Here is a 21,278-nt window from a genome sequence, read left to right as displayed (position 1 = left end):
GCGCGGGGCGGGCACGCCCGTCCACCACCGCCCCGCCCCGGACCGGACCGACCATCCACCTCTCCCTCCTTCCCCCCTTCTCTCCCCCTTCTCTCTCCCCCTTCTCCCCCCGTCCCCTCCCCCCTCCCCCCTCTCCCCCCGAACCGGAGTCCCCCATGCCCGCCGCCACCAGCGCCTTCGACCTCCCCTCCCGCCTCTCCCCGAAGGCCACCCCCGCGCTGATCGCCGCCGACGACCACCACTTCACGGCGATCGCGCAGTGCCTGGAGCGGACCATCGCCGAGGTCTCCGACCAGCTCGACGACGAGCGCAGGGCCCCCGGCGGCCTGGGCCGGCAGGCACTGGACCGGGACGTCGAGGTGCACCGCCTCACCGCGCGCCTGCGCGCGCTGCGCCGCTTCGGTCTCGACCTGTGCCTCGGCCGCATGGTGACCGCCGAGAACCCCGACGAGCCGGTCTACGTCGGCCGCCTCGGCCTCACCGACCCCACCGGGCGCCGCCTGCTGCTGGACTGGCGTTCCCCCGCCGCGGAACCCTTCTTCGGCGCCACCCACGGCAACCCGATGGGCCTGGCGAGCCGCCGCAGGTACCGCTGGACGCAGGGCCGTATCAGCGACTACTGGGACGAGGTGTTCGCCTCGGACGCGCTCGACGGACACGCCGCGCTGGACGACCAGTCGGCGTTCATCGCGAGCCTGGGCGGCGACCGTTCGCCGCGGATGCGCGATGTGCTCGGCACCATCCAGGCCGACCAGGACGCCATCATCCGGGCGGGTTCGCGCGGCGCGCTCGTCGTGGACGGCGGTCCGGGCACCGGCAAGACCGTCGTCGCCCTGCACCGCTCCGCTTACCTCCTCTACTCCGACCCGCGCCTCGGCCACCGGCGCGGCGGGGTGCTGTTCGTCGGCCCGCACCGGCCGTATCTGGCGTACGTCTCCGACGTGTTGCCGAGCCTCGGCGAGGAGGGCGTGCAGACCTGCGTCCTGCGGGACCTCGTCGCCGAGGGCGCCACCGCGCGGCCCGAGACCGACCCGGAGGTGGCCCGGCTGAAGTCGTCCGCGCGGCTGGTGGGGTCGGTCGAGAAGGCGGTCCGCTTCTACGAGGAGCCGCCCACCGAGCCGTTGACGGTCACGACCCACTGGGGCGACCTCGAACTGACCGTCGCCGACTGGGAGTCGGCGTTCGACGCGGCCGAGCCCGGCACCCCCCACAACGAGGCGCGCGAGCAGGTCTGGGAGGAACTGCTCACGATCCTGGTCGACCGGCACGACGGCGGCGCCCCCGAGCAGCTCCTGCGCAGGTCCCTGACGGGCAACCGGGAACTGCGCGCCGCCTTCGACCGCTCCTGGCCGCTGCTGGAGGCGGCCGACCTCGTCGGCGACCTCTGGTCGGTGCCCGCGTACCTGCGACTGTGCGCCCCCTGGCTCACCCCCGAGGAGGTACGACGGCTGCGGCGCGCGGACGCGCAGGCGTGGACGGTGTCCGACCTGCCGTTCCTGGACGCGGCACGGCAGCGGGTCGGCGACCCCGCGGCCGCGGTGCGCGAGCGCCGCCGCAAGGCGGCGGTCGCGGCCGAGCGCGCGCGCATGGACCGGGTCATCGACAACGTGCTGGAGGCCGACGAGGACGGCGAGGGCGCGGTGACGATGCTGCGCGGACAGGATCTGCGGGAAGCACTGGTGGACGAGATGGTGCTGCCCGGCGTCGAGCCGGACGCACTCGCGGGGCCGTTCGCGCACATCGTGGTGGACGAGGCACAGGAACTCACCGACGCGGAATGGCAGATGCTGCTGTCGCGGTGCCCGTCGCGCAGCTTCACCATCGTCGGGGACCGCGCGCAGGCCCGGCACGGGTTCACGGAGTCCTGGCGGGAACGGCTCGCCCGCATCGGCTTCGACCGCGTCGAGTTGGCCGACCTGACCGTCAACTACCGTACGCCGCGGGAGATCATGGCGGAGGCCGAGCCGGTCGTACGGGCCGCGCTTCCGGACGCCAACGTGCCGACGTCGATCCGCAGCAACGGCGTGCCCGTGCGCCACGGCTCGACGACCGGGCTGGACGCGCTCCTCGACGGCTGGCTGGCCGCCCACCCCGAGGGCACCGCCTGCGTCATCGGCGCCCCGTCCTTCCGCCCCGCGAGCCCCCGCGTCCGCTCTCTCACCCCCGGCCTGTCGAAGGGCCTGGAGTTCGACCTGGTCGTCCTGGTGGATCCGGAGCGGTTCGGGGAGGGCGTGGCGGGCGCGGTGGACCGCTATGTGGCGATGACCAGGGCCACCCGGCAGCTGGTCGTCCTCACGAGCCCGGCCCCGGTGTCCACCCCCTGCATGTGAACCCCCGTTCGGATGAACATCCCGATCGACCTCGCGACCGTAAATCGAACAGGCGTAGCATTGAGCCGTGGCTACGACCTATGAATTCCCCAGTGACCTCCTCGCCGGCCAGGAGGAGCTGCATCAGGTCAGGGCCGAGCTGTCGGCCCTGCTCAGGCGGCTGCCCTGGTCGGTCGAGCCGTCGGACGGCTTCAGCGACGACAACGGCTGGCGCAGGACGGAGCGCCCCGCCTCCCCCGGCTGGACGGCCGACGAACAGGCCGAGGTGGAGAAGCTCCGCCGCCGTGAACACGAACTCGCGGTGTTCATCAGCACCCACCGCTTCTGGGCCGAGGTCGCGGCCGAGAAGCGCATGCAGGCCCGCAGCGCGCTGAAGCACGCCCACGAGGAGTGACCGCGGCCCTCCTGAGGAGCAATCTGGTCCAACCAGTTGACCACCGCCCCCGGTGCCTCCACCCTGATCGCCATGGCTGAGGGACACATACCGGAGCGAGGCGGCCCAGGACCGGCTCTCCGTCCGGCGCGGGCGGCCGGGGCGCCGCCGCTGATCGTGGTCTTCGCGGTGCTGTGCGCCGTCGAACTCATCGGCGTGGCCGCCGGGAAGCATGCCGTGGAGTGGGTCGCCAAGCCCTTCCTGGCCCCGCTCCTCGCCGCCCACCTGTGGCGGCTGACCGGCACCCGGCACGCGTACGTCCTGGCCGGACTGGGCCTCGCAACCGCCGGGGACGTGGCCCTGCTGATCCCGGGCACCCCGGCCTTCGGCGCGGGCCTCGCCTTCTTCCTGGGCGCCCAGCTCTGCTGGATCACGGCCTTCCTGCGCGCCGGCGCCCTGGCCCACCTGCGCGCCCGCCGCCTGGTCTGTGCCGCCTACCTCGCGGTCTGGGCCGCCGCCGTCGCCGCCCTCGCCCCTGCCCTGGGCCCCGTCCTCGGCTCCGCCGTCGCCGTCTACGCCCTCGCCCTCCTCACCATGGCCCTGACCGCCCGCGTCCTCGGCCCCAAGGCCCTCTGGGGCGGCCTGGTCTTCGTCGCCTCCGACTCCCTGATCGGCCTCGGCTCCGCCGGCCTCGACTTCCCCGGCCGCTCCACCCTGTGCATGGCCACGTACATCGCGGCCCTGGCCCTCCTGGTCACGTCCTTCACCACGCAGGTCTCACCCCACGGGAACGCCCCCGCGCGGGAGGCGACGGCCTAGCACTCCCGCCGTAGATTGCCGCTGATCCGCCGCCCCTGACTAACGAAGATCGACGGATGTGCCCAGCGGGATGCGCGCGTAGTCGATCCCCGCCTCTTCCTCCAGCCAGCCGTCGAAGTTCTCCTGCCCCAGCTCACTGAGGTTCGCGTCATGGATGGGAAACACCCGAACCGGGCGGACCGCCCGGACGAACTCGATGGCCTCGCCGGTCTTCAGCCACGGCCCGGACGCCGGGACCAGCAGCGTATCGACGGCTTGCTCGGGAACGACCAGCGAATCCCCGGGATGATAGACGCCGTCCACGATGAAGCCGATGTTGGGACAGCCCGGCAGACCATCGATGATCTCGGCGTGCTCGCCACCGACGACGTCCACCGTGAACCCGGCCGCAGTGAAGGTGTCACCAGGTGCCACCGCTGCCACGCCCTCGCCCAGGGCCGCGGCCAGCGCAGGATGCGTATGGACAGTCAGCCGAGGATTGCCGTCACGGGCCGCCTTCAGCTTGTCGACGTCGATGTGATCGTCGTGCTCGTGGGTGATGAGAACGGCCGCGGCGCCGGACAGCGCCTCCGTCTCCGAAAACGTGCCGGGATCGATCACCAGCACACGATCGCCGGCTTCGAGCCGGACGCAGGCATGGCCAAACTTCGTCAGACGCATTCGATCAACCTATCGAGCAGCGCCGGGCGAATCCACGCGGAGAACACAGGAGCCCCCGACCGCTCACGGCCGGGGGCTCCTCTTGTACGTGGGCGCGGACGGTTTCGAACCGCCGACATCCTGCTTGTAAGGCAGGCGCTCTACCCCTGAGCTACGCACCCGTGTCCCGGGCGTGTGCCCAGGTCGAGTCGACAGCCTACCCTGCCCGGAGCGGTACACGGCAATCCCGAACGGCGGGGCGGCGGGGGGCGAACCCCCGGTTCCGGAAACGACCCGGACGGCACGCGCGCGGCGTGGTCGTCGGCTCCGCCCGGGGGGAAGGTCACGGTACGTACGGTGAACTGACCGGCCCGTGTATTCGTCTGTATCGGGTGGGAGAATGGCACCACCCAGGGCGGATCACAGCACGGGAGAGGGATGTGACGGCGAGACCGGGCACGCCAGTGGCACAGCCGTACCCACCGTCGTCCACCGCGGGGACCCGGCACGGGGCCGCGGGCGCCCTCCGCGACGGTCTCACCCTGGTGGCCCTGCCGGCCCTTCTCGCGCTCGCGCTGCCCGCGGCCTTCGCGGGCGGTGGTACGCGGCGTTGGTTCGGGGGGCGGGCGGAGAGTCAGCGGGCGGAGGCACAGGAGGCCAAGGACGCGGCGGCGGCGGCGTTCTACGAGCTGGACACCGCGCAGCGGGATCTGCGGATCTCGATCGAGACCATCACGGCCGTGGACGACTCGCCGGCCGCACGGCGGGCCGCCGCCGACTTCGAGGGGCTCGGCCGGCGGATCGACGAGGCCAGCCGGCGGTACATCCAGGCGGTCGACGCCCATGACCTGGACCGGGCCGACCTGGAGTCCGGGGCGGCGGCGCGGGCGCGGGGGGAGCTGACGGCGGCGCGGGACGAGCTGGTGCGGGTCAAGCAGGAGCTGGACCGGTTCGGCAGCTCGCTCGGTCCGCTGCTGGGCTCGGCCGAGACCCTGCTCGCCCGGGTCGCGCCCGCCGTGGAGCGGGCCCGGCAGGCGCTGCTGGCCGCGAGCGACGCGCTGGACGGCGCCCGGGGACAGGGCCTGCGCGCCGACGACCTCGCGGGCCGGCTCGCCGCGCTCGCGCCCGAGCTGACCAAGCTCAACCAGGGCGCCGGCCGGCACGGGGTGCAGCAGACGCTGGAGCGGGCCGAGCGGGTGCAGCGGGAGGCCGGGGCGATCCGGGCGGAGGCCGAGCGGCTGCCGGAGCAGGCGGCCGAGATCGACCACCGGCTGGTCTCGCTGCGCACCCGCGCCCAGGCGCTGACCACGCGTGCCGGTCAGGTGGAGCCGGTGCTCAGCGAGTTGCGGCGGCGGTTCGCCGCGGCGTGCTGGCAGGACCTCCAGCAGGTGCCGGCGCAGGCGGTGGAGAACGTACGGCAGGCCGAGCTGAAGCTGGGCGAGGCGCGGTCCGCGCGGGACGCGCAGCGCTGGCCGGACGCCACCTCGCTGCTGTCGACGGTGCGGGCGCTGCTGAACGCGACCGACGACGCGGTCTCGGCGGCCGGCGACCGGCTGACCCGGCTGAACGCCGTACAGAAGGATCCGCGGGCGGAGGTCGAGCGGACGCGGTTCGCGATCCGGGACGCGCAGCGGCTGGCGATGACGGGGCGTACGACGCCGGACCCGCGGCACGCCCGGCCGCTGGACGACGCGGTGGCGCGGCTGGAGCGGGCGGTTGCGGGCCTGGAGGGCGGCCGGCATCCGGACTACTGGCACTTCCTCACCGAGACGGAAGCGGTGCGGCAGACGGCGGCGCAGGTGGTGGCGCGGATCCGGGAGGAGCGCGGGGGCGTCGCGCACTGAGGGCGACGATGGGTCGCCATGTTGCCGTATGCCCCGGTTCGGGCTGATATTGAGGAGAGCCACGTTCTGGGATGGCTGGGATGGATGGCCGCCGCTAGCGCCCGAGGGAGGCGGAGATGGCCACACATGCGCACACGCGCGAGAAGCAGCGGATCCGGTTCGATCAGCATCTGCCGACGGATCACCGGCTGAACCTGGTGTACCGGATCGGCGCGGGGGTGATCGGCGCGTTCCTCGTCGTCTTCGGCATCCTGGGCCTGATCAACCACATCGGGTTCTTCGACATCGGCGGTGCGACCGTCGCCGGGCTGAACACGAACGGCACGCTGAGCGTGCTGTCGATCTGCATCGGGGCGTTGCTGCTGGTCGGCATGGTGATCGGCGGGAACGTCGCGTCCACGCTGAACATGGTGCTGGGGGTCCTGTTCCTGCTGAACGGGTTCCTGTTCCTGGCGCTGCTGGACACCCCGAACAACTTCCTGGCGTTCCGGATCCAGAACGTGCTGTTCAGCTTCGTGGTGGGGCTGTTGCTGATGACCTTCGGGATGTACGGCCGGGTCGGTCACGCCCTGCCGCACGACAACCCGTACTGGCGGGCCCGCCACCCCGAGCCCTCCGCCCGCGAGTCGCGCGACACACGTGAGTTGCGCGAGGGGGAAGGACCGGGGCGGCAGGACCGGCGCGGTCAGGTCCTGTAGGCGTAGTAGTACGCGCTCGGGTAGGACGCGACCAGGCTGGCCACCGACCTGTTGTAGGTGTTGGTGGAGTGGTACGTCACGTACGGCACGCCGGAGCCGCTCCGGTAGGTGACGACCATGGAGTGGTCCTTGGACCCGTCGCGGTTGAAGTCCATCTGGATCACGTCACCGAGGTCCGCCTGGTACACGTTGGCGAGCGGGGTGACGCGCTGGGAGGACAGCGCGAACCAGGAGAACTCGTTGACGCCGACGAAGGAGTCGGACTGGATGTCGGCGTTGCCGAACCACTTGGTGTAGTCGTCGGTGTAGCCGGGGACGTGCTTCCAGCCGCCCGCCTTCAGCACCTGGCTGACGAAGTTGGTGCAGTCGCCACCCGCGCCCTCGCCGTTGTAGTCCGGGTACGCGGTGTTGTAGTGGTTCCAGTACGTCTGCGCGTACGTGACCATCGCCTTGTAGTCGTACGTGCCACCGGTGAGCTTCTTGGGGTTGGCCGGTGCCGGGTAGCTGGTCGCCGCGCGGGGTGCGGTCGGCGGGCCGTCGGAGGCGGCCGCGGCCTTGTCGTCCTTGGGCGCGGAGGGCGTGGCCACCTGGTTGACGGCGAGGTAGCCGTCGTCGGTGTCCTTGATGCCGGTGAGCTGCCAGTCCCCGTTTCCGCCGGCCTTGAAGGTCAGCTCGTGGTGGGCCTGGAATCCCGTGGTCGTCGGGCCCTTGGCCGAGGTGGTGCCCGCCTTGTAGGTCAGCGTCGTGGTCTCGGTGACGGCGACCTTGGCGTTGCGGCCGTGCACCTCGGTGGCGTCGAGCGTCACCTTGGTGCTGCCGGCGCTGTACTTCTCGCCCAGCTCGGCGAGGCGGTCCTTGCGGGCGCGCAGCTGGCCGATGGCGGAGGACTGCTCGCGGGTCTGGCCGCCGGAGAGGCGGACGGACCCGGAGAAGCCCTTGGTGTGCTGCGTACGGGCGCTGGTGGAGCCGTCCACCAGGGCCTCGGTGCGGTCGGTGAAGACCGCGTCGGCGAGCTTCTGGAAAGTCGCCTTGGTGGCCGCGTCCACGGTCGGGTCGTCGGTGACCGCCGCGCCCGCGCTCCAGTTGGGTATGAGCGCCACGCCGGCGACCACGGCGGCGGCCGAGGCGCCGATGATGGTGGTGCGACGCCCCTTACGGCTGAGTTTTCTCGACTTCAATGATGTTCCCCTCTACGCCGGTACACCTACCGGGATGGGGCATCTTCGCATGGCGTCGGCGGCGGATGTGTAGGGGGTTGCACAAGTGGAACCTGGCCTGCGTTTACGTCACTTGACGACCGTGGACCAGTCCGGGGACTGGGCCGGGTCGAGGCTGCGCAGCGCGGCCAGCGTCGAGGGCTTCTGGACGTCCATCCAGTCGGCCAGTTCCTTGAAGGACACGCATTTGACGCCCTTCTTGGTGCAGATCTTCGGGATGACCTGGTCGATGGCCTTCATGTAGATGCTGCCGTTCCAGTGCTCGAAGTGGTTGCCGATGAACAGCGGTGCGCGGCTGCCGTAGTAGACGCGGTTGAAACCGGCCATGTAGGAGTCGACCGTCTGCTGTTCCCACTGCGGGTACTTGGCGGCATCGCCGTCGGTCTCGCCGCCCGACTGGTTGTAGAGGAAGTTGAAGTCCATCGACAGGCCCTGGAACTTGCCGTTCTCGTAGGGGAGCATCTCCAGCGGGAAGTCCCACACGCCGTTCTTCTTGGCGGGCCATATCTGGAAGTCGCCCGGGGAGCTGGCGTCGTAGCGCCAGCCGTAGCCCTTGATGGCCTTCAGCAGGTTGGGCTGGCCCTCCAGGCAGGGGGCGCGGCCGCCGACGACCTCCTTCTTGAAGTCGAAGGGCAGCGGCGGGATGTCGGTGTAGCCGGTGTTGGTCTTCCACTTCTCCACGAACGAGTAGAACTGGTCGATCTCGCTCTTCCACTCCTCGACGCTCCAGTCGCCGCCGCCCTTGGCGCCGCAGAAGTGGCCGTTGAAGTGGGTGCCGATGTCGTTGCCCTGCTCGTAGGCCAGGCGCAGCTGTTCCAGGGTGGTGCGGATGTGCGCGTCGGTGGGGTAGTCGATGGCGGCGTCGCCGGGCTCGTGCATCGGGCCGTGGTAGAGGTCCTTCTTGCTCTTGGGCAGCAGGTAGATGCCGGTGAGGAAGAAGGTCATGTGGGCGTTGTACTCCTTGGCCATCTCCCGGTAGTGCGAGAAGAGATGGTCGTCGCCCTCCAGCGCGCCGTCCCAGGAGAAGACGACGAACTGGGGCGGCTTCTCACCGGGCTTGAGCGGTACGGGCTTCAAGGTGCCCTGCTGCGGGCCGGTGTAGGAGGTGGAACCGTCACCGATGACGTGTGTCCTGCCGTCCCACTCGGGGGTCGCGGAGGGCTTGGGCCCGGCTCCTGTGCGGGCGTTCTTGCCCGAGGCGGCGGTGGGCGCGGTGTCGTCGGGGCGGCTCAGTGCGAGGTAGCCGGCCACCAGGGAGGCCACGACGAGGAAAGCGGCGAGCGTGAAGATCTGCGGGCGGGTGGCGGCGGGGACGCGGCGGCGGCCGGGGGCGCGGCGGCGGCCCGTCGGTTGCTTCTTGCGAGTCATACGCGGCTCAATCTCCGTGTGGACGAGGTGGCGGGGCTGGGCGGTCAGTCCAGTCCCATGGCGGCCGACCAGAGGGCGTAGGGCACGGTGTCCGGCGAGTCCCCCGCGAGGCCCTTCAGGGGCAGCGGCTCCAGGGACTTCGCCAGGTCGATGCGGTAGACGACGACCGCCGTCGCGACGGAGTCGGCCGTGCCGGCGTACCAGGCGGCGGTTTCCTCGTCCGCGGCTCCGGCGGTCCCGGCCTTCCCCGCCACGCCCGGTGTCGTCACGCCCGGGTGGGCGGCGCGGAAGGAGTCGGCGAGCGCCTCGTCGACGTCTTTCGCGACCTGGGCGCCGACCGCGCGGGTGGGTTGCGGGGTGGCCAGGGCGACGGGGGCACCGTTGCGGGTGACGCGGCGCACCGAGTACGGCTCCGTGTGGGTGCCGTCGGCGGCGAAGGTGGCGTATCCGCTGGCCATCCGGATGGCGCTGGGCGTGGAGCTGCCGAGCGACAGGGCGGGCACCTGGCGGCCGATGCTGGAGGACAGCAGTCCGGATGCCTGGGCGGTCTGCCGCACCTCGCTGAGGCCGGTGTCCATGCCGAGCTGCATGAACGGGGTGTTCACCGACTTGGCGAGGGCCTCGCGCAGGGTGATCCTTCCGTAGGACTTGTTGCCGTCGTTGTGCGCGGAGACCTTCTTGCCGCTGCGGTCCCAGTAGGGGCCCTCGGGGGTGGTGACGGGGATGTCGTCGTCGCCGTCGTAGACCGACTCGGGGGTGACGGGGGTGGCGGGCCCGCCGCGGGTCTTGTGGACGCCGTGTTCGAGCCCGGCGGCGTAGACGAAGGGCAGGAAGGCGGTGCCGGCCGGGACGGTGGTCGCGTTCGACTCGTTGTAGCCCTGGGTACGGTGGTCGGGGCCGCCGTAGACCGCGAGGATCCGGCCGTCGGTGGCCACCGAGGCGGCTCCGTAGTGGCCGTTCTTCGCGGCGTCGGGGTTGTCCCGCTTGGCCTGCTTGCGGGCCTTGGTGACGGCGTCGGTGAGCGCCTTCTCCCGGGTGCGGTCGAAGGTCGTGTAGATCTGATAGCCGCCCAGGTCGAACTGCTGGTCGGTGAGGTGCGCGGACTTCTTGGCGTACTGCGAGGCCAGCTCCACCAGATAGTCGCTCTGCTCGCCGGTGTTGTACAGCGGGTTGGACTTCAGCGGCTCGGGAAACGTCTTGTACCGGGCGCGCTGCTGCGGCGACAGCTTGCCGATCTTGACCATGCGGTCGAGGATCCAGGACCAGCGTTCCACGGCCCGCTGGTGGTTGGCCTTGCTCAGGGTGGGGTCGTACAGGCCGGCGCCCTTGAGCAGTGCGGCGAGCATGGCCGCCTCGGACGCGTCGAGCTTGCTGACGTCCTTGCCGTAGTAGGCCTGGGAGGCGCGCTGGATGCCGTAGGTGCCCCGGCCGAACCAGCTGGTGTTGAGGTAGCCCTCAAGGATCTTGTCCTTGCTCATCTTGTTGTCGAGCTTGAGGGAGATCATCGCCTCGGTGAACTTGCGGCTGACCGTCTGGTTCTGGTTCAGGTAGACGTTCTTGACGTACTGCTGGGTGATGGTGGAGCCGCCCTGGGTGTCCCCCTCGCCCACGGTGCGGAACAGGGCCCGGCTGATGCCCTTCACGGAGATACCGGGGTCCGAGTAGAAGGTCTCGTTCTCCGCCGCGAGCACCGCCCAGCGGACGTCCGGCGGGATGTCCTTGAGGGGCATCGCCTGCCGCTGCACCCAGCCCGTACGGGCCATCGGGGTGCCGTCGGACCAGAAGTAGACGTTGTCCTGCTGGGTCGCGTACGAGTTCAGGTCGCTGGGTATGTCGGTGAGCGCGTACGCGGTCACCAGGAAGGTGCTGAGCAGGCCGAAGGAGGCCAGGGTCGCGCCGAGCCACTGCCGAAAGGACGGCATCCAGCGCCGCCAGCCGGTGCGGCCGGGGCGGGGGTAGGCGGGCCTGAGGCGGCGTGCGTAGGGCGCGAGCCGGCGCGTGTACGGCGCGAGGAGCCGTGTGACGGGGGCCAGCGGGCCCAGTATTCGGGCGGTCGCGGTCCCGGTGCGCTCCCGTGCCGAGGGGCGCGTGCTGCGCCTGCGCTCGGCCCGGCCGCCGGTGGGCGGCGGCTCGGGTGGCGTGGGCACACGCAACTGCATGGTCTCGTCAGCCCTGAGAGCGTCCACCCTCAGATGCAGGGTCCGATCGGAGTCGAGCGGCTGCTCGCTCTGGCCGGAACGGCCCTCCCCCTGCGACGCATCGGTCACTATGCGTCTCCCCTCCGCACTCGCTCCTGCTCGTGCGGTGAGCTGAGCGTCCTCGCAACGGCCTTCACAAGTTATCAGCGAAGTTTTCGATTCCCCCGCACACGTGTCGGGTGTATCCCAACACTCATCAAACATTGAGACGCCTCGTTCGCCCCCACGGTTACCCTGACCCCATGCCTCGTTATGAATACCGCTGCCGGAGCTGCGGCGACACGTTCGAATTGAGTCGGCCGATGTCCCAGTCGGCGGCCCCGGCGGTATGCCCCGCCGGGCACGAGGACACGGTGAAGCTGCTGTCCACCGTGGCCGTGGGTGGTACGGCCGGCACGTCCGCGCCGGCCCCCCGGGCGGCGGGAGGCGGCTGCTGCGGCGGAGGCTGCTGCGGGTGACGGGAGCGCTACCGCCTCGCCTCTTTCAGGAACTCCCGCAGGATGCGCTCCCCCGCCAGGACGCCCCGTTCCGGTAGCGCGCTGATCCCCGGTGCCAGCCACCCCGTGTCCGCCAGCTCGCCGTGGCCGGGGCGCCAGCCCCGGTCGGCGGCCAGGAGGAGGTCGGCGTCCAGGAGGGAGTCGCCGGCGGCCAGGGTCGGGTCCGCTCCGGTGCGGCGGGCGACCTCATGGACCGCGGCGCTCTTGGTGAGGGGCTTGGGAACCGCGTAGAGCTTGCGGCCCTGGAGGGAGACCGTCCAGCCGCGGTTCTCCGCCCAGGCCGCCAGTTCCTTGACCCAGTCCTCGGGGAGCAGCTCGCGTTCGACCACGAGGTAGGTGAAGAGATCCTCGGCGACCCGCTGCTTGCGCACCCACACCGGGTCCGCGGTCCGCGTCAGGTGTTCCCGGACCTCCGCCAGCGGTGCGCACTCGTCGGCGAGGCGGGCCAGCACCCGGGCGTGCCAGTCGCGGTCGGTCACGCCGTCGACCAGCAGGTGGCCGCCGTTGGCGCAGATCGCGAACGCGGGCTGCGGGCCCGGCAGGCTGATGCGCTGGAACTGCTTGCGGGTGCGGGTCGTGGTGGGCACGAAGACCGCCGCGTCCCCGAGGTCGGTCAGCAGCCGGGCCGCCGTCTCCGTCATGTAGGACAGCGGCTTGCTCTCGTGCACCTCCACGCACAGCAGCCGGGGCGCCCGGGCGTCCGGCATGGTCAGCGCGAGGGCCGCCGAGGAGTAGATCAGCGTACGGTCGAGGTCGCTCGCCACCAGCACCGGCATCAGACGTTCACCGCCCTGCCGTCGGCGCCGGTCGCCCCGCGCGTGTACCGGGGGTGGATCAGCCCGACGCAGGTGTACGGCAGTTCGTCCACCTCCTCGACCGGCACCCCGCGCTGTTCGGCGAGCAGCCGGACGTGGTCCAGGTCGGCGCCCGCGCCCTTGCGGGCGAGGATCTTCCAGGGCACCCTGCGCAGCAGCACCCGGGTGGTCTCGCCGACGCCGGGCTTGACGAGGTTCACGTCGTGGATGCCGTACTCCTCGCTGATCCGCTCGACGGCCCGCCAGCCCGCCCAGGTCGGGCTGCGGTCCTCCGCCAGCAGTTCCTTGACCGCGCCCGCCACGCTGTCGGCGACCTCCGGGAAGCGCGCGGCGACGGCGTCGAGGAAGGCCACGGAGACGTCGGCGCCGGCGAGTTCGCGGTAGAACTTCGCGCCGTGGAAGTCGTCCGGGCCGACCAGGTCGGCGCGCAGGACCGTACGGGAGATCAGCCCGGAGACGGTCGAGTTGAGGCAGGCGGAGGGGATGAGGAAGTCCTCGCGGGTGCCGTAGGTGCGCACGCAGGAGCCCGGGTCGGCGAGGACGGCTATCTCCGGGTCGAAGCCGGCGACGCCCTCCTTCTTCTCGAACTCCTCGATCGCCTGGGCGAGTTCACGGGTGATGGCGCCCTTGCCGGTCCAGCCGTCCACGAACACGACGTCCTGGGGGTCGTGGTGGGCGCAGAGCCAGCGCAGCGCGTTGGCGTCGATGCCCCGGCCGCGCACGATCGACACGGCGTAGTGGGGCAGTTCGAGCCCGTGCCGCAGCCGCGCCCAGCGGCGCATCAGCACGCCGACCGGGGTCCCGGCGCGGGCCAGCGAGACCAGCACCGGTCGGGGTGACCGCTCGGTGAGGACGGTCTCGGTCACCACGCCGACGGCGCGGGCGATGCGGGCGGCCGAGGTGTCGAGGGCCGCGTGGAACAGTTCCTGGTACTGCGCGCTCGGCTGGTACTCCACGGGCAGCGACTCGGCGTAGTGCGCCCCGCCGCTCTGGATGGCCTCCTCCCGCTCCTCGGTCGGCGCCTCCAGGGCGGCGTCGGAGAGGTCCTGGAGCAGCCAGCCGACCTCCTCGGGCGCGTACGAGGAGAATGCGGGGCCGCGGAGGGGCTCGGGCAGCATGGCCGGCCTTTCGGGAGCGTGCGGGGGCTCGGGAACGCGGGAGGGGACGACCGCGAGCAGGACGTGCGGCACCTGCGCCGCGAGCCGCGCCAGCAGGCCGTCCGGCGCGTGCAGCAGGGGGGTGTCGCCGGTCGAGTCGACCACGGCGACGACGGCGTCGAAACCACCGCCCGCCACGTTGTAGGCGTACCGATCCCCCGGCCCGTCGGCCGGGTCGTCGTGCGCCGGGAAGACGATCCGGCTGCGGATCGCGTACCCCGGGTCGTCCACCGCGAGCACGGGCGACCGCGTGGTGGTCGAGAACCGCACCTCGCCGTCGAGGGTCCGCTCCAGCTCACAGGCGAGCCGGAGGGGGGCGTACATCAGCTCTTCGAAGCCGAGGACGAGGACGCGGCGGGCGTCGGCGGGCAGCGCGTCGGCGATCCGCCCGGCCATCGCGGGAAGGGCGGCTTCGAGCCGGGCGCGGTGCGAGGGGGTGAACCCGTGCCGCCCCCCGTCGGGAAGGCCGGCCGGCCAGCCGAGGTCCACCCGCCGCGGAGCGCGGAGGGCGGCGGCGGCCGCGTCCGGCCCGTGGCCCGACTCGTACCGCGCGACCAGCCCCTGCCCCTTCTCCAGCACGCCCTCGGGCAGCCGCACGACCCCGGACGCCGCGGCGACCAGATCCACCCGCGCCCCGATCTCCCGCGCGAACCGCTCCAGCCGTTCGGCGTCCTCCGCCGACCGCATGTCGACCAGCGCGACCACCACGTACCGCCGCCGCGGATACCGCGCGTGCAGGTCTCGGATCGTGTTCAGCACGGTGTTCCCGGTGGAGAACTCGTCGTCCACCAGCACCAGCGGCCCGTCCCCGGCCAGCAGGCCGGGGTCCGAGGGCAGCAGCAGATGCGACGTGGCGTGGGAGTGCGACTCCTCGAAACCGCCCGCGGGGGTGACCCCGGCGACCGGCCGCCGCGTGGAGTGCAGGTACGGCGTCGTCCCGAGCCCGTCGGCCACCGCGTGCCCGAGCCCCGTCGCCGTCTCCGCGTACCCGAGGACGACCGCACGGGCCGCCTCCGCCTCGCCGAGGAGCGCGTGCACGCGACGGCCGAGCCGCACCCCGTGGCCGTACACCACCGAGGGTGTCTGCGGGACGTGCTTGCCGAGGACGTTGGAGACGAGCAGGTGGGCCCGCTTGGGGTTGCGGCGCAGGGCGAGGCCCAGCATGGCGGGCAGGCCGTCGTCGCCCTCAAGTCCGACCCCGAGCCGCTCGGCGACCCAGCTGCCGGACCAGACCCCGTCGTTCACTGCGTTGTTCATGCGTTCCTTGGATGCGTTCCTGGGACAGGAGAAGGTCAGCCGGGTATCCCGGCGGCGAGCAGTTCCACGAAGCCGACGTCCTCGTGGGCGACGCCGAACACCTCCGCGCGCAGCAGGGTCCGCTCGGCCCAGGCGCGGTGGGGTTTCACCTCGTTCATCTTGTTCGTGTAGGCGGACCTGAGGACACCCCCGCCGCCGCGTTCCGGCCGCAGGATGTCCTGGGCGTCGCTGTACTCCTCGTGGCTGACCACGGACAGCGCGTGCACGGGCAGCACGTGGGAGGGGTGGATGCAGGTCTTGCCGAGCAGGCCGTTGGCCTGGTCGAGGGAGATCTCCCGCAGCAGCCCGTCCATGGCGTGCTCCAGCAGCTTCTCGCGCAGCTCGACGGCCTGCACCTGGAGGAAGGGGCTCTGCCTCAGCTGGGGCTTGAACATGCGCTCGGACAGGCGGAAGTACTCCCACACGGGCCCGGTGACCGTGAACCCGGTGCCGTCGGCGCGGCCCAGCATGTTCACGACGTCGGCGATGACGGACGCGACGACCTGGACGTCGTACGCGGTCATGTCGGGGGCGCGGCGCAGCCCGTAGGAGGAGCAGAAGTCGGTGACGCCGAGGCGGAGCGCGAGGACGCGGTCGCGGTACTTGTCGACGGTGCGGAAGATGCCCTCCAGGGTCTCCACGCGCGACTCCCGGTACAGCAGTTCCGGGGATTCCAGGACCGGCATGGCGAAGAGCCGGCGGCCCGCGGCGGCCTCGGCGGCGGTCAGGGCCTCCAGGAAGGGCAGGCCGCGCTCCCCGGTGAACTTGGGCAGCACGAACCCGGACAGCAGCCGCCCGGAGGGGCCGAGGCGGCGGACGAGGTCGGGGATCTGTTCGGGGAAGCGGACCCGGACGAACAGCAGCGGGGGCTGCGCGCCGGGCCGGGAGGCGAGGTCGGCGAACTGCCGGACCAGGTTCTCCTCACCGGCGAGGACGTCCTCGTCGCCGATGGAGTCCTCCAGGCACAGCACCATGGAGACCACGCCGTTGCCCGCCTGCCTGAGGATGTCGTCGGCGAGCCGCGGCCGGGTGGCCGGGCTGTACAGCGTGGCACCGAGCGCGGCGGAGAGCAGCCGGGCGGGCGAGTCGGCGGTGAACGCGCAGGGCTCCCGGTGGAAGAGGCGCTGCCGGGCCTCGGGGGCGATGTGCCCGAAATGACGCATTGGACTCCCCCAAGAGTGCAACCCGGGTCTGTGGATTCGGTAAAGGGTGGCCGGTAATAGTACGTAGAGGGACGTGTCCGGGGTTCCCGCCCGGCGTGAATTTCCGGTAACCCGGCCGTGTCGGCCGCCGATACCCCCCGCATTGTCGTGGCCAGGGCCGAGAGGGCAGGATGACGGCATGACGCACGCGATGCTGAAGGGGTCGAACGTCCCGCTGGAGGCCACCACGGTGCGCGCCGTGCTGCGCTGGACGCCGGGGACGTCGGTCCCGGACGTGGACGCCTCGGCGCTGCTGCTGGGCCCCGACGGTCGTGTGCGCTCGGACGAGGACTTCGTCTTCTACAACCAGCCCCGGCACCCGTCGGGGAAGGTGTGGCGGCTGGGCAAGAAGCGGGTCCCCGAGGGGCTGACCGACACGATCCAGTCGGAGCTGGTCGGGGTCGAGCCGGAGATCGGACGGATCCTCCTGGTGGCGTCGGCGGACGGGGTCACGTTCGACCGGGTGCCGGGCCTGAGCATCACGCTGTACGACGCCGCCGTCGCCGACGGTGAGCCGTGGGCGGTGTTCGACATCAAGCCGGAGACCGGCGCGGAGACGGCGATGATCTGCGGCGAGCTGTACCGCCGCGGCGAGGGCTGGAAGTTCCGGGCGCTCGGGGAGGGCTACTCCAACGGCCTCAAGGGCCTCGCCACGGACTTCGGCATCTCGGTGGACGAGTCGGAGGAGTCGGCGGCGGACGAGGGCGTCACGGTCTCCCAGCCACTGCCTCCCGAGCAGCCGACGTCGGCGGTACCCCAGCAGTCGGGCTACGCCTATCCCCAGCCGGCCCCGGCCACGACCTCCGCCGCCCCGGCCTACGGCTACCCCCAGCCCGTACCGGCCGTCCCCGTCGTGCTGGACCCGAACTTCCGGCTGCCGCCGCAGGGGCCGCAGTTCATCGGCCGGTAGGAACCGGACCCTCAGGCGGAAGGCGGACCGCCGACGGCGGCTAGACCTTCGTCTTGTAGCCCCGGCCCCACTGCAGGCCCCACCCGTACAGCCGGTCCAGCTCCGCCTGGAAGCCGTAGACGAACTTGACCTCGCGGCGGACCACGAGTTCGCCCCTGACGTTCTCGATGAGCAGGACGGCGCAGGAGCGGGCCTCGGGGTGGCGTTCGTCGAGGCTGATCTCCAGGCGGGGGCCGCTGCTGGGGTACAGGGTGACGAGGGCGTGCGTACGGTCGAACGCGGGCGTCTGGTCGTAGATGTACACGAAGACCAGCACGCGCTTGATGGACTCGCGGTGGTCGAGGTTGATGTACATCGTCTCGCCGGAGCCCGAGCCGAACCGGTCGTCGCCGCTGATCTTGATGTACGGCGCCGCGTTGATGTCGCCCAGATAGTCGCCCAGCGGCTGGACGACCCCCTTGGTGCCGTCGGTCAGCTCGTACAGGCACCCCAGGTCGAGGTCGACGTCGACCATGCTCTGCCCGTGGCCCAGGATCTCCGGCGGCTTCAGGGCCTTGAGGGGGTGCCGCAGCAGGCTGGGCCGCTGGTCGTCGAAGTCGGAGGTGCGCATCCGCCAGGTGAGGTTGACGCGCAGATGGCCGGTGGCCGCGCCCTGTTTGGTGAGGGACACCGAATGGCGCCGCTTGGTGAGTTCGATGGAGTTGGTGGCGTTGCCGGAGTCGAAGTCGACCGCGCGTGCGCCCAGCAGTCCGTCGAAGAAGCCCATTTTCCCGCCCCCAGGTACTCGTCCTCATGCGTTCGGGGCGGCCGGCCGTGCCCGCCGCCCCGAACAGAGCGTTCCTCATCGGTCAGGGTGTCACACCCCGGAGGAGACCTCGGCCTTCTCCCCGGCGCCCGGCTCCTGCGCCGCGAGGGCGCGGTTGCGGCGCACGGAGGACCAGAAGGACAGGGCGATCAGGACGACGCCGACGAGGCCGGTGATCACCTCGTTGATCTCGTACTGGATGGTGACCATGAGGATCACGGCCAGGGCGCCGATCGCGTAGTGGGCGCCGTGCTCCAGGTAGACGTAGTCGTCGAGGGTGCCCTGGCGGACCAGGTAGACGGTGAGCGAACGGACGTACATCGCGCCGATGCCGAGGCCGAGGGCCATCATCACGATGTCGTTCGTGATGGCGAAGGCGCCGATCACGCCGTCGAAGGAGAAGGACGCGTCCAGGACCTCCAGGTAGAGGAACATGAAGAACGCGGCCTGGCCGGCCAGCAGGACGGCCGACTTCTTCTTGCCGCTGCGGGCGGCCTCTTCCTCCGCCTCGTGCTCGCGCTCCTCCTCTTCCTCCAGCCGGTCCTCGAAGAACCCGGAGAGACCGCCGACGATCATGTAGGTGACCAGGCCGGCGATGCCGGAGATCAGGACCGTCTGCGCCTTGTCCACGTGCGCGCCGCCGTGCTGGTGGGCGTGGGTGGCGAAGGTGAAGGAGGTGATCAGCAGGACGATCAGGGCGATGCAGACCGACAGCATGTCGACCTTGCCGAGCTTGGCGAGCGGCCGCTCGATCCAGCGCAGCCACTGTATGTCCCGGTCCTCGAAGATGAAGTCCAGGAAGATCATCAGCAGGAACATGCCGCCGAAGGCCGCGATCGCCGGGTGGGCGTCGGTGACCAGCTGCTGGTAGCGGTCCTTGTCCGCGAAGGCCAGGTGCACCGCGTCGACCGGGTTGAGCTTGGCGGTGATGGCCACGATGACGACGGGGAAGACCAGTCGCATGCCGAAGACGGCGATGAGCACGCCGACCGTGAGGAAGATCTTCTGCCAGAAGGCGTTCATCTTCTTCAGGATTCCGGCGTTGACCACCGCGTTGTCGAAGGACAGCGAGATCTCCAGGACGGCGAGGATCGCCACGACCCCGAAGGCCTCCCAGCCCCCGTAGAAGACGGCGGCGACCAGGCCGAGCGCGGTGACCGCGAACGACCAGCCGAAGGTTTTCAGTAGCACTGGATACCCCATCGTGTTGTGGGGGCGCCTCCAAGGAGAGTTTCCCCCGCGCCGAGCACGGCTTTACGAAACGTTGACTCCAAAGTCTAGAGCGATTCCGCGCAGTCCCGAGGCGTACCCCTGACCGACCGCCCGGAATTTCCATTCACCCTGGTAGCGGTACAGCTCGCCGAAGATCATGGCCGTCTCGGTGGAGGCGTCCTCGCTGAGGTCGTAGCGCGCGAGCTCCTGGCCGTCGGACTGGTTGACCACGCGGATGAACGCGTTGGAGACCTGTCCGAAGGTCTGGCCGCGCTCGTCGGCCATATGGATGGAGACCGGGAAGATGATCTTCTCGCACTGCGGCGGCACCTTGGCGAGGTCCACCAGGATCGACTCGTCGTCGCCGTCGCCCTCACCGGTGAGGTTGTCGCCGGTGTGCTCCACCGAACCGTCCGGACTCTTGAGCTGGTTGTAGAAGACGAACCACTCGTCGCCCAGCACCCGGTTGTTGGCGCCGCACAGCAGCGCGCTGGCGTCCAGGTCGAAGGGGGCGCCGGTGGTGGAGCGCGCGTCCCAGCCGAGCCCGATCATGACGTTGGTGAGGTTCGGTGCGGCTTTGGAGAGGGAGACATTGCCTCCCTTGGCGAGCGTCACGCCCATGATTGCTGGTCCTCCCCTGACGGTGCTTCCCTGTTTCCTACGCGTCCGGCGCCGGCCGTAAACGGCTCGGCGCCGGACGTTTCCCCAGTTCCGACAGGCGTCAGACGTTGACGCCGAAGTCCTGGGCGATGCCGCGCAGCCCGGAGGCGTAGCCCTGGCCGATGGCACGGAACTTCCACTCCGCGCCGTTGCGGTACAGCTCGCCGAAGACCATCGCGGTCTCGGTGGAGGCGTCCTCGCTGAGGTCGTAGCGGGCGATCTCGGCGCCGCCGGCCTGGTTGACGACGCGGATGAACGCGTTGCGCACCTGGCCGAAGGACTGCTGGCGGTTCTCGGCGTCGTAGATCGACACCGGGAACACGATCTTGTCGACGTCGGCGGGGACGCCGGCCAGGTTGACCTTGATCTGCTCGTCGTCGCCCTCGCCCTCACCGGTGAGGTTGTCACCGGTGTGCTCCACGGAGCCGTCGGGGCTCTTGAGGTTGTTGAAGAAGACGAAGTGCTGGTCGCTGACGACCTTGCCGGAGTTGTTCAGCAGCAGCGCGCTCGCGTCGAGGTCGAAGTCGGTGCCGGTCGTGGTGCGCACGTCCCAGCCCAGTCCGACGATGACGGCGGTCAGGCCCGGGGCCTCCTTGGTCAGCGAGACGTTGCCGCCCTTGCTGAGGCTGACTCCCACGAGTCCTCCATGTGGTGTCGAGGGGCGGGGAGCCCCGTCGTGCTTCGGATATGGGATCAACGAGCCGATCCTAGTGACGAGTTCCCGCCCCCCGCAGACCCTGGACCCGAAGGTTCCCAGGTTCGGCCGACCGGCCGACTACAGGGTGTCGAGCGCCTTCACGTACTCGTTCAGGTCGCGCGCGTCCGGCAGGCCGTTGACCACGGTCCAGCGCACGACGCCGTCCTTGTCGATGATGAAGGTGCCCCGCACCGCGCAGCCCTTGTCCTCGTCGAAGACGCCGTAGTCGCGCGAGACGTTGCCGTGCGGCCAGAAGTCGCTGAGCAGCGGGTACTCCAGGCCCTCCTGCTCCGCGAAGACGCGCAGGCTGTGGATGGAGTCGTTCGAGACGGCGAGCACCTGGGTGTCGCGGTCGGCGAACTTCGGCAGGTTGTCGCGCAGCTCGCAGAGCTCGCCGGTGCACACGCCGGTGAAGGCGAAGGGGTAGAAGAGCAGGACCACGTTCTTCTCGCCGCGGAAGTCGGCGAGCCGCACGGTGCGGCCGTGGTTGTCCTTGAGCTCGAAGTCGGGTGCCTTGTCGCCGACCTGGATCGCCATGTCG

19 protein-coding genes and 1 tRNA gene are annotated in these 21,278 nt (G+C 70.8%); 7 read left to right on the top strand and 13 right to left on the bottom strand.

The features are described 5' to 3' along the window. Positions 1-155 precede the first annotated feature (155 nt). The 3 genes from helR (at position 156) to ACWDD7_RS22375 (ending at position 3,522) form a co-directional block, all read left to right on the top strand. The gene (gene helR, locus ACWDD7_RS22385; RefSeq protein WP_450458627.1) at positions 156-2,330 is read left to right on the top strand and encodes an RNA polymerase recycling motor ATPase HelR; all 2,175 of its coding nucleotides are present in this window, start codon (positions 156-158) and stop codon (positions 2,328-2,330) included. 67 nt (positions 2,331-2,397) lie between these two features. Further along, positions 2,398-2,724 carry a hypothetical protein gene (locus ACWDD7_RS22380; protein WP_351877021.1) on the top strand — a complete coding sequence of 109 codons (327 nt, stop codon included), beginning with the start codon at positions 2,398-2,400 and terminating at the stop codon, positions 2,722-2,724. Between the two features lie 72 nt (positions 2,725-2,796). Continuing rightward, positions 2,797-3,522: a lysoplasmalogenase family protein gene (locus tag ACWDD7_RS22375; RefSeq protein ID WP_450458626.1), complete on the top strand. Its 726-nt coding sequence runs from the start codon at positions 2,797-2,799 to the stop codon at positions 3,520-3,522. Between the two features lie 39 nt (positions 3,523-3,561). Here the strand turns inward: ACWDD7_RS22375 and ACWDD7_RS22370 are convergent, their stop codons facing one another. Beyond that, positions 3,562-4,182, bottom strand: coding sequence for an MBL fold metallo-hydrolase (locus ACWDD7_RS22370; RefSeq protein ID WP_392215902.1), 621 nt, complete (start codon positions 4,180-4,182; stop codon positions 3,562-3,564). A gap of 89 nt (positions 4,183-4,271) precedes the next feature. Continuing rightward, positions 4,272-4,343 (bottom strand) — tRNA-Val (locus ACWDD7_RS22365). Between the two features lie 258 nt (positions 4,344-4,601). On the opposite strand from ACWDD7_RS22365, the gene ACWDD7_RS22360 reads away from it, so the two are divergent. Together ACWDD7_RS22360 and ACWDD7_RS22355 are read left to right on the top strand one after the other, a co-directional pair. Further along, on the top strand, positions 4,602-6,005 hold the full coding sequence (locus ACWDD7_RS22360) for a hypothetical protein (protein ID WP_450458625.1): 1,404 nt from the start codon (positions 4,602-4,604) through the stop codon (positions 6,003-6,005). A 116-nt stretch (positions 6,006-6,121) separates the two neighbouring features. Further along, on the top strand, positions 6,122-6,703 hold the full coding sequence (locus ACWDD7_RS22355; RefSeq protein WP_351877018.1) for a DUF4383 domain-containing protein: 582 nt from the start codon (positions 6,122-6,124) through the stop codon (positions 6,701-6,703). On the opposite strand, the gene ACWDD7_RS22350 is transcribed toward ACWDD7_RS22355, so the two are convergent. From ACWDD7_RS22350 to ACWDD7_RS22340, 3 genes are all read right to left on the bottom strand, one after another. After that, positions 6,691-7,815 carry an amidase domain-containing protein gene (locus tag ACWDD7_RS22350; protein ID WP_450458706.1) on the bottom strand — a complete coding sequence of 375 codons (1,125 nt, stop codon included), beginning with the start codon at positions 7,813-7,815 and terminating at the stop codon, positions 6,691-6,693. The two genes, ACWDD7_RS22355 and ACWDD7_RS22350, sit on opposite strands and share 13 nt — an antisense overlap. 174 nt (positions 7,816-7,989) lie before the next feature. Next, positions 7,990-9,288 (bottom strand): polysaccharide deacetylase family protein, encoded by a 1,299-nt coding sequence (locus tag ACWDD7_RS22345; RefSeq protein ID WP_351877017.1) that lies wholly within the window; start codon positions 9,286-9,288, stop codon positions 7,990-7,992. A gap of 44 nt (positions 9,289-9,332) precedes the next feature. Further along, positions 9,333-11,555, bottom strand: a complete 2,223-nt coding sequence (locus ACWDD7_RS22340; protein WP_450458623.1) for a transglycosylase domain-containing protein — start codon at positions 11,553-11,555, stop codon at positions 9,333-9,335. 173 nt (positions 11,556-11,728) lie between these two features. On the opposite strand from ACWDD7_RS22340, the gene ACWDD7_RS22335 reads away from it, so the two are divergent. Further along, positions 11,729-11,944 (top strand): FmdB family zinc ribbon protein, encoded by a 216-nt coding sequence (locus ACWDD7_RS22335; protein ID WP_285554361.1) that lies wholly within the window; start codon positions 11,729-11,731, stop codon positions 11,942-11,944. Positions 11,945-11,952: 8 nt separating this feature from the next. Here the strand turns inward: ACWDD7_RS22335 and ACWDD7_RS22330 are convergent, their stop codons facing one another. Genes ACWDD7_RS22330 through ACWDD7_RS22320 form a run of 3 tightly spaced genes read right to left on the bottom strand, consistent with a single transcriptional unit; the run spans position 11,953 to position 16,414 of the window. Beyond that, the gene (locus ACWDD7_RS22330; protein WP_450458622.1) at positions 11,953-12,759 is read right to left on the bottom strand and encodes an HAD family hydrolase; all 807 of its coding nucleotides are present in this window, start codon (positions 12,757-12,759) and stop codon (positions 11,953-11,955) included. Then, complete coding sequence (locus ACWDD7_RS22325; RefSeq protein ID WP_450458621.1) at positions 12,759-15,212, bottom strand: phosphoribosyltransferase; 2,454 nt, start codon at positions 15,210-15,212, stop codon at positions 12,759-12,761. The genes ACWDD7_RS22330 and ACWDD7_RS22325 overlap by 1 nt, the downstream gene beginning before the upstream one ends. Positions 15,213-15,247: 35 nt before the next feature. Beyond that, positions 15,248-16,414 (bottom strand): HpcH/HpaI aldolase/citrate lyase family protein, encoded by a 1,167-nt coding sequence (locus tag ACWDD7_RS22320; protein ID WP_450458620.1) that lies wholly within the window; start codon positions 16,412-16,414, stop codon positions 15,248-15,250. A 178-nt stretch (positions 16,415-16,592) separates the two neighbouring features. Between ACWDD7_RS22320 and ACWDD7_RS22315 the strand changes: the two genes are divergently transcribed. Continuing rightward, positions 16,593-17,363: a TerD family protein gene (locus tag ACWDD7_RS22315; RefSeq protein WP_351877013.1), complete on the top strand. Its 771-nt coding sequence runs from the start codon at positions 16,593-16,595 to the stop codon at positions 17,361-17,363. 40 nt (positions 17,364-17,403) lie between these two features. Here ACWDD7_RS22315 and ACWDD7_RS22310 read toward each other — a convergent pair whose 3' ends face one another. The 5 genes from ACWDD7_RS22310 to ACWDD7_RS22290 all read right to left on the bottom strand — a co-directional run bounded on the left by ACWDD7_RS22310 (position 17,404) and on the right by ACWDD7_RS22290 (position 21,274). Then, entirely contained in the window at positions 17,404-18,129 is a 726-nt protein-coding gene (locus ACWDD7_RS22310) for a TerD family protein (RefSeq protein ID WP_351877012.1), read from the bottom strand. A 90-nt stretch (positions 18,130-18,219) separates the two neighbouring features. Next, positions 18,220-19,359, bottom strand: coding sequence for a DUF475 domain-containing protein (locus ACWDD7_RS22305; RefSeq protein WP_351877011.1), 1,140 nt, complete (start codon positions 19,357-19,359; stop codon positions 18,220-18,222). A gap of 63 nt (positions 19,360-19,422) precedes the next feature. Next, positions 19,423-20,001 (bottom strand): TerD family protein, encoded by a 579-nt coding sequence (locus tag ACWDD7_RS22300; RefSeq protein ID WP_351877010.1) that lies wholly within the window; start codon positions 19,999-20,001, stop codon positions 19,423-19,425. 100 nt (positions 20,002-20,101) lie between these two features. Further along, complete coding sequence (locus tag ACWDD7_RS22295; RefSeq protein ID WP_285554371.1) at positions 20,102-20,677, bottom strand: TerD family protein; 576 nt, start codon at positions 20,675-20,677, stop codon at positions 20,102-20,104. 138 nt (positions 20,678-20,815) lie between these two features. Beyond that, positions 20,816-21,274, bottom strand: a complete 459-nt coding sequence (locus ACWDD7_RS22290) for a peroxiredoxin (protein WP_351877518.1) — start codon at positions 21,272-21,274, stop codon at positions 20,816-20,818. Positions 21,275-21,278 lie beyond the last annotated feature (4 nt).

The organism is Streptomyces sp. NPDC001056 (assembly GCF_053598955.1).
The sequence above is the reverse complement of the archived record's forward strand: the minus strand, read 5'-3'. Positions and strand labels throughout refer to the sequence as shown.

What these genes read in the sequence shown, in the direction of transcription:
- helR (WP_450458627.1), top strand. Translation starts at nt 156, where the DNA reads ATGCCCGCCGCCACCAGCGCCTTCGACCTCCCCTCCCGCCTCTCCCCG.
- ACWDD7_RS22375 (WP_450458626.1), top strand. Translation starts at nt 2,797, where the DNA reads ATGGCTGAGGGACACATACCGGAGCGAGGCGGCCCAGGACCGGCTCTC.
- ACWDD7_RS22370 (WP_392215902.1), bottom strand. Translation starts at nt 4,182, where the DNA reads ATGCGTCTGACGAAGTTTGGCCATGCCTGCGTCCGGCTCGAAGCCGGC.
- ACWDD7_RS22355 (WP_351877018.1), top strand. Translation starts at nt 6,122, where the DNA reads ATGGCCACACATGCGCACACGCGCGAGAAGCAGCGGATCCGGTTCGAT.
- ACWDD7_RS22345 (WP_351877017.1), bottom strand. Translation starts at nt 9,288, where the DNA reads ATGACTCGCAAGAAGCAACCGACGGGCCGCCGCCGCGCCCCCGGCCGC.
- ACWDD7_RS22335 (WP_285554361.1), top strand. Translation starts at nt 11,729, where the DNA reads ATGCCTCGTTATGAATACCGCTGCCGGAGCTGCGGCGACACGTTCGAA.
- ACWDD7_RS22330 (WP_450458622.1), bottom strand. Translation starts at nt 12,759, where the DNA reads ATGCCGGTGCTGGTGGCGAGCGACCTCGACCGTACGCTGATCTACTCC.
- ACWDD7_RS22325 (WP_450458621.1), bottom strand. Translation starts at nt 15,212, where the DNA reads ATGAACAACGCAGTGAACGACGGGGTCTGGTCCGGCAGCTGGGTCGCC.
- ACWDD7_RS22320 (WP_450458620.1), bottom strand. Translation starts at nt 16,414, where the DNA reads ATGCGTCATTTCGGGCACATCGCCCCCGAGGCCCGGCAGCGCCTCTTC.
- ACWDD7_RS22315 (WP_351877013.1), top strand. Translation starts at nt 16,593, where the DNA reads ATGACGCACGCGATGCTGAAGGGGTCGAACGTCCCGCTGGAGGCCACC.
- ACWDD7_RS22310 (WP_351877012.1), bottom strand. Translation starts at nt 18,129, where the DNA reads ATGGGCTTCTTCGACGGACTGCTGGGCGCACGCGCGGTCGACTTCGAC.
- ACWDD7_RS22300 (WP_351877010.1), bottom strand. Translation starts at nt 20,001, where the DNA reads ATGGGCGTGACGCTCGCCAAGGGAGGCAATGTCTCCCTCTCCAAAGCC.
- ACWDD7_RS22290 (WP_351877518.1), bottom strand. Translation starts at nt 21,274, where the DNA reads ATGGCGATCCAGGTCGGCGACAAGGCACCCGACTTCGAGCTCAAGGAC.